Below are 11180 nucleotides of genomic sequence, written 5' to 3'. Positions count from 1 at the left end.
CCCCACTGCGCCTCCCCCCTCCCCCCCCCCCCCCCCCCCCCGGCGGGGCTCGCCCCCGCCCGGCCGGCCCTGCGCCCGGCCCGCCGCCCCCCCCCCCCCCCGACGACATCGCACCACGCCCCGCCCTTCCGGCACCTGCCGGGAGCGGGCAGCTCATGACCAAGGAGATGCATCCCATGCGAAAGTGGCTTTCCCCCTTGCTGGCAACCCTGCTCGCCGTCGCGCCGATGGCACATGCGAGCGACACCGCACGCTGGACCCCGGCGCAGGCCGACGCGTGGTATGCAAAGCAGCAGTGGCTGGTCGGTGCGAACTACGCAACGTCCAACGCGATCAACCAGCTGGAGATGTTCCAGCCCGAGACCTTCGACCCGGTGGCGATCGACCGCGAGCTGGGCTGGGCACACGAGCAGTTCGGCATGAACACCATGCGCGTGTACCTGCATGACCTGCTGTGGAAGCAGGACCCGCAGGGCCTGATCAAGCGCATCGACACGTTCCTGGCGATCGCGCAGAAACACGGCATCCGCCCGATGTTCGTGCTGTTCGACAGCTGCTGGGATCCGGACCCGGTGCTCGGCCCCCAGCACCGCCCCATTCCGGGCGTGCACAACTCGGGCTGGGTGCAGAGCCCCAGCCGCCATGCCCTGGTGGACCCGGCCAATGACGCCCACTTCCGCAGCTATGTGGAAGGCGTCGTGGGCGCCTTCGCCGATGACAAGCGCGTGCTGGCCTGGGACCTGTGGAACGAACCGGACAACCCGGGCGGCGGCAACTACATGGACAAGCAGCTGGAGGGCGAACAGGCCCGCATTGCCGAGCTGCTGCCGAAGATCTTCGAATGGGCGCGGAGCAGGAAGCCGACCCAGCCGCTGACCAGCGGCGTGTGGATCGGTGATGACTGGTCGCCGGGCGCCGCTTCCCTGACCTCGATCCAGCGCACCCAGCTGGAACAGTCCGATGTGATCACCTTCCACAACTACGAGCAGCCCGAAGCCTTCAAGGCACGTGTAGCGCAGCTGCGCAAACATGGCCGTCCGCTCATCTGCACCGAGTGGCTGGCCCGCGGTGCCGGTTCCAATGTCGACACCATCCTGCCGATCGCCCGCCGCGAAAACATCGGCATGATCAACTGGGGCTTCGTGGATGGCGCCATCCAGACCCGCTTCCCGTGGGACAGCTGGCAGCGCCCGTACACGATGGAAGAGCCCACCGTCTGGTTCCACGACCTGTTGAAGGCCGATGGAACGCCTTACCGCGCCCGTGAGGCAGAGCTGTTCCGCAGCCTGGCCAAGACCCCGCGCAACGCCGTGCCCGCCCTCTGAATCTTCCGCTGCGCCGGCACTGCCCGGTGCAGCTCCCACCTGCGCTTGTTTTCCGGAATCCGGAGCTACCGCCATGACCGTTTCTTCTTCCCGCACCCTGCTTTCCCTTGCCATCCTGTCCGCACTGGCCCTGCCCGGCCTTGCCCGGGCCCAGGACACCCGCACCACCGGACCGGCCTCACCTACGGCCCAGCAGCCGACCGCCACCGATCTTGATACCGTGACGGTGACCGCGCTGCGCCAGAGCCTGCAGACCGCGCAGACGCTCAAGCAGGAAGCGGCCATGGTGGTCGATTCAATCGTTGCCGAAGACATCGGCAAGCTGCCGGACAACAGCGTTGCCGATGCACTGCAGCGCGTGACCGGCGTGCAGGTCGCGCAGGGCAACCAGGGCGAGACCACCGGGGTCGTCATCCGTGGCCTGCCCAATGTGGTGAGCACGCTCAACGGGCGCGAGATCTTCAGCAGCTCGGGGCGCGGCTATGCGTTCCAGAACCTGCCGGCCACCGCAATCAAGACCCTCAGTGTCTACAAGAGCAGCGAAGCCAGCCTGCCGCTGGGCGGCATTGCCGGCCTGGTTGATATCGAACTGCGCAGGCCGCTGGATTTCGACGGTGCCGAGATTGCTGGCACGGTCACCGGCACGCACAGCAAGTACGGCGGCGACATCGACCCGTCGGCCAGCCTGCTGCTGAGCAACCGCTGGGATACCGACGCTGGGCAGTTCGGCGCCATGGTCAACTTCGGCTATGTCGGCAAACACTATGTCTACGATGCGGTGTGGGGCGACTTCCCCAAGGTGCTGAACAACGACGACGGCACACCGATGCGCACCGACGCCGGCAACCTGGTGGCGGCGCCGAATGGCTGGGGTACCAATTACAGCCAGGGCGACCGCAAGCGCAGTGCCTTCAACTACGCGCTGCAGTGGAAGCCGAGCGAGCGCACCGAGGTCTATGTCGAAGGCCTGTACGACTTCGTGCGCGATGACTACGACCAGGCATTCTTGTTCAGTTTCCCGGTGGGCGCGGTACAGCCCACCCGCCTGCAGGTGGGCGACAACTGCTATGCCAACCGCCTTGACGGCCCGCTGGCCGGGCAGACCATCTGCGATGCCAGCAGTGGCGAATGGACCGGCGACACCTATGCCGCCAGCAGCACCCAGGCCCACCGGCAGCGTGGCCAGGACATCCAGAACGCGCTTGGATTCAAGTGGCGCGGGGATCAGCTGGAGCTGTCCACGGAGGTGTCGCGGACCTCGGGCTACTACCGCGATGAGAACTTCATCATCGACACCTTCATGAACGGCCCGATCACCACGATCTGGGACGGCACGGCAGGCAAGCACCAGAACTGGCATCTGGCCGGCAACCCGGCCAGCGACTCCTCGCGCTACTACCTCAATGGGCTCTTCCAGACGTGGGGCGAGTCGCGTGGCGAGGAGAACAGCTGGCGCGGTGATGGCCGCTTCGAATTCCTCGATGGCCCGATCGCCGCCATCCAGTTCGGCCTGCGCTATGCAGACCGAAATGCCAGCGCGAAGGGCAGCGTCGAGATCAGCACCCCGCCCCCGGGCGGTCCCGGCACCGGCAACATCACCGCTTCGCCGAACCCGGCCAACCAGGTCGACGCCCTGCTTGCGTCCGGCGCGATCCCGGGCGGCACGTTCTTCTGCAGCAAGCGCGGCAACTCGGCCCTGAACCAGCCGTTCCTGACACCCTGCTATGACTATCTGATCGGCAACGCCGATGCGCTGCGCAACTACTACGGGCTGGCCGACGGCCTGGCCGCAGAGAATCCGGGGCGCTTCTTCGACATCCAGGAGCGCAAGTCGGCCGGCTACCTGCAGGCCAAGTACGATTTCAACCTGGGCAACCTGCGGGTGGATGGCCTGGTCGGCGTCCGCGCCGAGCAGATCAAGCGCGAGCTCAATGCCTACTCGTTCGATGCCGCCAGCGGCGTCTACAGCGCCATCAGCCGCAACACCGAAGATACCCAGGCGCTGCCCAATGCCAGCCTGAACCTGCACTTCAACGAGGCTTGGCAGCTGCGCCTGGTCGCGGCCAAGACCATGAGCTACCCGGACTTCGGCGCGCTGAATCCTTCGATCTCACTGAACCCGGGCACGCTCAATCGTGCCGGCGTGGCCAGCAGCGGCAACCCGGACCTGAGCCCGATCAAGTCGACCAACTACGACGCCTCGCTGGAGTGGTACTTCTCACCGGTGGGCTACGTCAGCACCGGCGTTTTCTACCGCGACATCAACGGCTACATCCAGAACTACATCACCAACGTCGACATCGCCGGGGAAACCTACGAGCTGTCCTCGCCGCAGAGCGCCGGCAGCGGCCACCTGCAGGGCGTGGAATTCGCCTACCAGCAGACCTTCGACTTCCTGCCGGGGGCCTGGAGCGGCCTGGGTGCGCAGTTCAATTACACCTACATCGAAGGTGACACCAAGTCGCCGGAATTCCTCGGCGGCCCGATCACCACCCGCCCGCTGCAGAACGTTTCCAAGAACAACTACAACGCCGTGCTGTTCTACGAGAACTTCGGCATGTCGGCGCGCCTGGCGTATGGATACCGCAGCCGTTACATCGATTTCTTCACCCAGCCCACCGTGGCCGGCACCGAAGACCAGGTCGAGGCTGCCAGCTCGCTGGACTTCTCGATCAGCTACGACGCCACCCCGCGCACCACCGTGGTGTTCTCCGCCACCAACCTGCTGGGCAACAACCTGCACCAGTACTGGGGCAACGGCAACACCCGCCCGCGTGACATCCGCTACCAGGACAAGACCGTGGGCATCGGCTTCCGGTTCAAGCTCTGAAGGAATACTGCATGAACACCCCCCACACCCTGCTGCTTCCCTTTTGTCGGATAATAGGAGTGGCCGCGGCCTGCGGCGCACCGAGCCAGAGGGGCACCCGTGAAACGGATCGAGGTACGCAATCTCTACGACCAGGTCGCCCAGGAGATCGGGCAACGGATCATCAGCGGCGTACTTCAGCCAGGCGAGTTCCTGCCCAAGGAAGAACTTCTGGCGCAGACATTGTCCGTGAGCCGTTCCGCGCTGCGCGAGGGCTTGAAGGTACTGGGCTCGAAAGGGTTGATCGAAACTCGCCAGAAGACCGGGTCACGGGTACGCGAGCCACGGCACTGGAAGCAGCTGGACAGCGACATCCTGGCGTGGCGCTGCGCGTTGATGCCCACCCAGGATTTCGTCAACAAGCTGGTGGAGATGCGCGAAGTGATCGAGCCGGCGGCCGCGGCGCTGGCAGCCCAGCGGCGCTCGCCCGCACAGCTGGCCAGGATCGGCGAGGCGTACCAGGCGATGGCCGATGCGACCGACCAGGACGCATGGGCCAAGGCCGACCTGACGTTCCACGAGAGCGTGCTCGATGCCACCAGCAACGAGCTGCTGGGCTCGCTGTTCTCGGTCATCGACGCGGCGCTGGGCACCTTCTTCCTGCTCTCGGCGCAGACGGCCAAGGACTTCAAGTACTCCCTGCCACGGCATTTCGACGTGTACGACGCCATCAGGCTGAAGCAGCCCGATGTGGCGCGCGCCGCCATGCTGGACATGATTGCCGACTCCAAGGCCAACCTGAAGGGTGGCCGGCGCAGGCGCGCACCCGTTCGATAGAGGACTTCCGATGAGTACCGCGTGGATGCAACCCCTTCCCCTGGTTGCGATCCTGCGCGGGCTCACCCCGCAGGAAGCACCCGCGATCGGTGCGGCCCTGGCCGATGCCGGCTTCCATCTGCTGGAAGTGCCGCTCAATTCACCGCAGCCACTGCACAGCATCGAACTGCTGGCCCGGCAGCTGGGTGACCGTTGCCTGGTCGGTGCTGGCACGGTGCTGACCACCGGCCAGGTACAGGATGTCGCCAATGCGGGCGGCCGCCTGCTGGTGATGCCCCATGCCGATGTCGAGGTGATCGCTTCGGCACATGCGCTGGGCATGCGCTGCACGCCCGGCGTTGCCACCCCGACCGAGGCCTTCGCTGCGCTGCGCGCTGGCGCCGACGCACTCAAGCTGTTCCCTGCCGAGCAGTTGCCGCCCCCCGTATTGAAGGCCTGGTCAAGCGTATTGCCGGCGGGCACCGCACTGCTGCCCGTGGGCGGCATCACCCCTGAGCGCATGGCCGCCTATCGCAGCGCCGGCGCCGCCGGCTTCGGCATCGGCTCGGCGCTGTATGCCCCGGGAACCCCGGCGGCCGAGGTCGCACGCCGCGCACGCGCCTTCATCGACGCCTGGCACCAGGCGAACACGGACTCCCACGCATGAAAATCACCGCCATCACCACCTTCCTCGTGCCGCCGCGCTGGTGCTTTGTGCGCATCGACACCGACACGGGCATCAGCGGCTGGGGCGAGCCCATTGTCGAAGGGCGCGCACATACCGTTGCCGCCGCTGTGGAAGAACTCTCCGACTACCTGATCGGCAAGGACCCGCGCCACATCGAGGACCACTGGAACGTCCTCTACCGCGGCGGCTTCTATCGCGGCGGCCCGATCCTGATGAGTGCGCTGGCCGGCATCGACCAGGCGCTGTGGGACATCCACGGCAAGGCACTGGGCGTACCGGTGCACACCCTGCTGGGCAGCCCCGTCCGCGAGCGCATCCGGGTCTATTCGTGGATCGGCGGTGACCGCCCCGCAGACACGGCGCGTGCGGCTGCAGAAGCCGTGGCCCGGGGCTTCACCGCGGTCAAGATGAACGCCACCGAAGAAGTGCAGTTCGTCGACTCGCATGCCAAGGTCACCCGCGTGCTGGAGAACGTGCAGGCCGTGCGCGATGCGGTCGGCAACGATGTCGGCCTGGCCGTGGATTTCCATGGGCGCGTGCACAAGCCGATGGCCAAGGTGCTGATGCGCGAACTGGCCCCGTTCAACCTGATGTTCATCGAGGAGCCGGTGCTTTCCGAACACCTGGAAGCCATTCCGGAACTCGCCGCGCTTTCGCCGGCACCGATCGCCCTCGGCGAACGCCTGTACTCGCGCTTCGACTTCAAGCGCGTGCTGCAGACCGGTGGCGTGGACATTCTGCAGCCGGATCCTTCGCACTCGGGCGGCATCACCGAAACGCGCAAGATCGCAGCCATGGCCGAAGCCTACGACGTGGCCCTGGCCCTGCACTGCCCGCTGGGGCCGATCGCCCTGGCCGCCAACCTGCAGCTGGATGCGGTCTGCTACAACGCCTTCATCCAGGAACAGAGCCTGGGCATCCACTACAACGCCAGCAACGACCTGCTCGACTACCTGGTGGACCGTACGCCCTTCCAGTACCAGGACGGGTTCGTCAGCATCCCCGATGGCCCCGGGCTGGGCATCGAGATCAGTCAGGCGTACGTGGACGAGCGTGCCGCCGAAGGCCATCGTTGGCGCAACCCCATCTGGCGCCATGCCGATGGCAGCGTGGCCGAGTGGTGAGCGGCATGACCATCCCCCTCCCTCCGCAGCCAGCCATGGCCACCTATCCCAGCCTGGACGGTCGCAGTGTGCTGGTGACCGGCGGTGCCACCGGCATCGGCGCAGCCTTCGTCGAGCACTTTGCCCGGCAGGGTGCCAGGGTCGCCTTCCTCGACATCGACGATGCCAGCGGCCATGCACTGGTCCAGGCACTGGCCGATGTGCGCCACGTGCCGATCTACCTGCATGCCGATGTCACCGCGCTTGCGTCCTTCCAGGCCGCCATCGCCGAGGCCCGCCGGCAGATCGGCCCCATCTCGGTGCTGGTCAACAATGCGGCCAACGACGCCCGCCACAGCCTTGCCGACACGCGAGCCGAAGACTTCGAGCGCAGCATCGCGGTCAACCTGCGCCACCAGTACTTCGCCATCCAGGCCGTCGCAGCGGACATGCGCGCACTCGGCGGCGGCTCGATCATCTGCCTGGGCTCCACCGGCTGGATGATCAAGAACAGCGGCTACCCGATGTACGCCATGGCCAAGTCGGCCGTACACGGCCTGGTCAACGGCCTCGCGCGGGAACTGGGCCAGGACCGCATCCGTATCAACGCGCTGGTGCCGGGCTGGGTGATCACCGAAAAGCAGCAGCGGCTGTGGCTGGATGAGGAAGGCGAGGCACAGCTGCGCCGCGCGCAGTGCCTGCCCGGTTACCTGCGTGAGGATGACCTTGCCCGTGCAGCGCTGTTTCTTGCGGCCGACGACAGCCGCATGTGTACGGGGCAGGATTTCATCGTGGATGGAGGCTGGGTGTGAATGCAGCCCTGACTCCCGCGGTGGCGTCCGCCAATACGCTGGGCGAAGGCGTCGTGTGGTGCGAACGCGAGCAGGCGGTGTACTGGACCGACATCGTCCAGTCCCGGCTGTGGCGCTACCATCCAGCTACCGCTGCGGTGGACCAGTGGGCGATGCCCGAACGCCTGGCATCGGTGGCCTTGTGCGAGGCGGAGGGCTGGCTCCTGCTGGCGCTGGCAACGCGGCTGGCATTCTTCCATCCCGGGCGCAACGAACTGCGCGAACTGCACCGGCTGGACGAGGTCGCACAGACCCGCGCCAACGACGGCGCGTGCGACCGCCAGGGCCGCTTCGTGTTCGGCATGCTGCACGAACCGGCCGTCGGCCTGAAGCAGGCCGTGGCGCCGTTCTACCGGCTGCACGCCGATCTGCGGCTGGAGCGTCTTGCCCTGCCAGCGGTTGCGATCTCCAACAGCGTGGCCTTCAGCCCGCGCGGTGACACCCTGTACTTCTGCGACTCGCAGCAGAAGCTGCTGTGGTGCTGCCGCTATGGCGACACGCTCGGCCCGGTGCAGGTGTTTGCCGACCTGCGTGATGAGGCCGGCGAGCCGGACGGCAGCGCGGTCGATGCAGAGGGCGGCCTGTGGAATGCACGCTGGGGTGCATCGCGGATCGTCCGCTACCTGCCCGATGGCCGCGAGGACTGCGTCATCCGCGTGCCGGCCAGCCAGCCGACCCGGCCCGCCTTCGGCGGCAGCGACCTGCGGACGTTGTTCGTCACCAGCGCGCTGGACGGGCTGGACCCGGCCCAGCATTTCCGCGAGCCGCTGGCCGGCCATCTGTTCGCCATCGATGCCGGCATCGCCGGCCTTCCCGAGCCCCGGTTCGCCGGCAACCCCGACCACCTGCCGCCCCGCTGACAGCGCGGACCACCCGCGGAGATTCCATGAGCCTTTCCACCCTCGATATCTGCATCGTCCTGGCTTACCTGGCCGGCATCTTCATCCTTGCGCAGTGGGTGTCGCGCGAGAAGGCCGGGCAACAGAAATCGGCCCAGGACTACTTCCTGGCCAGCCGCAGCCTGCCCTGGTGGGCGATCGGTGCCTCGCTGATCGCGGCCAATATTTCGGCAGAACAGATCATCGGCATGTCCGGCTCCGGCTACGCCATCGGCCTGGCCATCGCCTCGTATGAGTGGATGGCGGCACTGACCCTGCTGATCGTGGGCAAGTGGTTCCTGCCGATCTTCCTGCGCAATGGCATCACCACCATGCCGCAGTTCCTCGAGGAACGGTACGGCAACCGCATCCGCACGTTGATGGCGGTGTTCTGGCTGGGGCTGTACGTATTCGTCAACCTGACGTCGATCCTTTGGCTGGGCTCGATCGCCATTGCCGGCGTGGCCGGCCTGGACCAGAACGTGGCGCTGGTGCTGCTGGGCGCATTCGCGCTGCTGTACCAGCTGTACGGTGGCCTGAAGGCGGTTGCACTGACCGACATCGTGCAGGTCTGCCTGCTGGTGCTGGGCGGCCTGCTGGTAACGTTCATCACGCTGGGCAAGATCGGCGACGGCAGTGTCAGCGATGGCTTCATGCAGCTGTGGCAGGCGCACCCGGAACGGTTCGAGATGATCCTGAGCAAGGACAATCCGTTCTACAAGGATCTCCCCGGCCTGTCGGTGCTGCTGGGCGGCATGTGGATCGCCAACCTGAGCTACTGGGGCTTCAACCAGTACATCATCCAGCGGGCGCTGGCCGCGAAGAATCTGCAGGAAGCGCAGAAGGGGGTGGTGTTCGCAGCCTTCCTCAAGCTGCTGCTGCCGGCCATCGTGGTGGTGCCGGGCATTGCCGCGGTGATGCTGGCGCCCAACCTGGAACGCCCTGATGCCGCCTACCCGACCATGCTGGGGCTGCTGCCCAGTGGCATTCTCGGCCTGGTGTTCGCTGCCCTGATCGCCGCCATCGTCGCTTCGCTGGCGTCCAAGATCAATTCGGTGGCCACCATCTTCACCCTGGATTTCTACGCCAAGCGCGCGCCGGACGCACCGCAGGCCAAGCTGGTCCGGGTCGGCCGGCTGGCGGCCACCGTTTCGATCATCGTGGCCCTGCTGACCGCGCGGCCGCTGCTGGGCAGCTTCGACCAGGGCTTCCAGTACATCCAGGAGTTCACCGGATTCTTCACTCCGGGCATCGTGGTGATCTTCCTGCTGGGCCTGTTCTGGAAGCGCGCCAATGAAGCCGGCGCGCTGGCGGCAGCCATCGGTTCGTTCGTGCTGTCGCTGGCGTTCAAGCTGCTGTGGCCGCTGCTGCCCTTCATGGACCGCATGGGCGTGGTGTTCCTGGCCACGCTGCTGCTGGGCGTCGGCGTGGCGCTGGCCACCCGTGCACGCGGTGATCGTGACCGCATCCGGACCGATGACGTGGGCTTCGCGACCGCGCCTTCGTTCAACGTTGCCTCGTTGGCCGTGGTGGCCATCCTTGTCGCGCTGTACGCAACCTACTGGTGACCAACATGCGCCTGATGAAAATGTCCCCGATGGACGCTCTGGCCCGCCCGCTGCGACGCAGCGGCCTTGCACTGGGCTTCGCTGCGCTGCTTTTCGCCGCCCAGCCTGCCACTGCAACCACCGTGGAGTGGGGAGACACGCTGACGGTTGACGCTGCCAATGCCGGTTGGGGCCGTCTGGCCCGGCTGCCCGACGGGCGCTGGCTGGCCGTAACCACCCACTATCCCAAGGGCCGCCCGACCACGCTGCAGCTGCTGGTCAGTGATGACAACGCGCGCACGTGGGCGCCCTTGTCCAGCGTGTCCGAGCCCGGGCGGCTGCTCGACAACGGCGAACTGCGCGTGATGCCCGATGGCCGGGTGCTGCTGGCCATGCGCTCGCTGATCGACCGCCGCTCGTACCGCCTCAACCTGTATGCCAGCGATGACCAGGGCCGGCAGTGGCATTTCCTCAGCACCATTACCGCCAACGAAACGCCGCGCGGGCGCAAGGACCGCGGTGTGTGGGAACCCGTGCTGACGCCGCTGCAGGATGGCAGCCTGTCGGTGGTCTATGCCGATGAAACCCGCGCCGACGAAAAACCCTCCTACAACCAGGTGGTGTCGCAGCGCATATCCAACGACGGTGGCCGCACCTGGTCTGCAGCGGCGACCATTGCCGAACAGCCTGGCGGAGGCCGCCTGCGGCCCGGCATGCCGGTCATCTCGGCTCGCCCGGGCGGCGGTTACCTGATGGTGCTGGAAACCTGCGGCGACGATCCTCAATGCCCGGTGTCGTACAAAACGTCAGCGGACGGCCGCACGTGGCCGGTCGGCCTGGGCACGCCCCTCGCCGACCAGAAGTGCGGCCCGCATGTGATGAGTACCGCCAGCGGCGCAATGTTCGTGACTTCCTGCCTCAACGAGGTCAGCGCAAGCGAGGACGCCGGCACTACGTGGAAGACGATCCGCCCGCCTGCATGGCCACTCGGCTTCCGCCACTCCTGGCCCGCCGTTGTAGAGATCGGCCCGCAGGAGATCGGCGTGGTCAATGTGGTGGAGGGGGCTGTGCAGATCCGGTTCGGCACCTACCGCCCATCGAATGAGCGCTGAACGGGTCCGTTGCGCCAAAGCCTATCAACTGGTAGATTGATACTTTGGACC

At 66.6% G+C, this 11180-nt stretch carries 9 protein-coding genes; all 9 read left to right on the top strand.

The window, feature by feature from the left end; genetic code table 11:
* Positions 1-176 precede the first annotated feature (176 nt).
* The 9 genes from ACVOK1_RS11730 (at position 177) to ACVOK1_RS11690 (ending at position 11129) form a co-directional block, all read left to right on the top strand.
* Positions 177-1325 carry a cellulase family glycosylhydrolase gene (locus ACVOK1_RS11730; RefSeq protein ID WP_481562164.1) on the top strand — a complete coding sequence of 383 codons (1149 nt, stop codon included), beginning with the start codon at positions 177-179 and terminating at the stop codon, positions 1323-1325.
* Between the two features lie 73 nt (positions 1326-1398).
* On the top strand, positions 1399-4155 hold the full coding sequence (locus ACVOK1_RS11725) for a TonB-dependent receptor (protein ID WP_481562163.1): 2757 nt from the start codon (positions 1399-1401) through the stop codon (positions 4153-4155).
* A 99-nt stretch (positions 4156-4254) separates the two neighbouring features.
* The gene (locus ACVOK1_RS11720) at positions 4255-4971 is read left to right on the top strand and encodes a FadR/GntR family transcriptional regulator (RefSeq protein ID WP_481562162.1); all 717 of its coding nucleotides are present in this window, start codon (positions 4255-4257) and stop codon (positions 4969-4971) included.
* Positions 4972-4996: 25 nt separating this feature from the next.
* Positions 4997-5617 carry a 2-dehydro-3-deoxy-6-phosphogalactonate aldolase gene (locus tag ACVOK1_RS11715; RefSeq protein ID WP_254051543.1) on the top strand — a complete coding sequence of 207 codons (621 nt, stop codon included), beginning with the start codon at positions 4997-4999 and terminating at the stop codon, positions 5615-5617.
* On the top strand, positions 5614-6762 hold the full coding sequence (gene dgoD / locus ACVOK1_RS11710) for a galactonate dehydratase (RefSeq protein ID WP_481562161.1): 1149 nt from the start codon (positions 5614-5616) through the stop codon (positions 6760-6762). Before ACVOK1_RS11715 ends, dgoD begins: the two co-directional genes overlap by 4 nt.
* A 35-nt stretch (positions 6763-6797) precedes the next feature.
* The gene (locus ACVOK1_RS11705) at positions 6798-7553 is read left to right on the top strand and encodes an SDR family NAD(P)-dependent oxidoreductase (RefSeq protein WP_481562160.1); all 756 of its coding nucleotides are present in this window, start codon (positions 6798-6800) and stop codon (positions 7551-7553) included.
* Positions 7550-8452 carry an SMP-30/gluconolactonase/LRE family protein gene (locus ACVOK1_RS11700; protein WP_481562158.1) on the top strand — a complete coding sequence of 301 codons (903 nt, stop codon included), beginning with the start codon at positions 7550-7552 and terminating at the stop codon, positions 8450-8452. Before ACVOK1_RS11705 ends, ACVOK1_RS11700 begins: the two co-directional genes overlap by 4 nt.
* Before the next feature lie 26 nt (positions 8453-8478).
* Positions 8479-10038, top strand: coding sequence for a sodium/sugar symporter (locus ACVOK1_RS11695; protein WP_481562157.1), 1560 nt, complete (start codon positions 8479-8481; stop codon positions 10036-10038).
* Positions 10039-10043: 5 nt separating this feature from the next.
* Positions 10044-11129, top strand: coding sequence for a sialidase family protein (locus tag ACVOK1_RS11690; protein WP_481562156.1), 1086 nt, complete (start codon positions 10044-10046; stop codon positions 11127-11129).
* The last annotated feature ends 51 nt before the right edge of the window (positions 11130-11180 follow it).

The organism is Stenotrophomonas sp. STEN087, assembly GCF_056759115.1.
Note: the sequence above shows the minus strand (reverse complement) of the source record. Positions and strands in the feature narration are given on the sequence as shown.

What these genes read in the sequence shown, in the direction of transcription:
- ACVOK1_RS11730 (WP_481562164.1), top strand. Translation starts at nt 177, where the DNA reads ATGCGAAAGTGGCTTTCCCCCTTGCTGGCAACCCTGCTCGCCGTCGCG.
- ACVOK1_RS11725 (WP_481562163.1), top strand. Translation starts at nt 1,399, where the DNA reads ATGACCGTTTCTTCTTCCCGCACCCTGCTTTCCCTTGCCATCCTGTCC.
- ACVOK1_RS11715 (WP_254051543.1), top strand. Translation starts at nt 4,997, where the DNA reads ATGCAACCCCTTCCCCTGGTTGCGATCCTGCGCGGGCTCACCCCGCAG.
- dgoD (WP_481562161.1), top strand. Translation starts at nt 5,614, where the DNA reads ATGAAAATCACCGCCATCACCACCTTCCTCGTGCCGCCGCGCTGGTGC.
- ACVOK1_RS11705 (WP_481562160.1), top strand. Translation starts at nt 6,798, where the DNA reads ATGGCCACCTATCCCAGCCTGGACGGTCGCAGTGTGCTGGTGACCGGC.
- ACVOK1_RS11695 (WP_481562157.1), top strand. Translation starts at nt 8,479, where the DNA reads ATGAGCCTTTCCACCCTCGATATCTGCATCGTCCTGGCTTACCTGGCC.
- ACVOK1_RS11690 (WP_481562156.1), top strand. Translation starts at nt 10,044, where the DNA reads ATGCGCCTGATGAAAATGTCCCCGATGGACGCTCTGGCCCGCCCGCTG.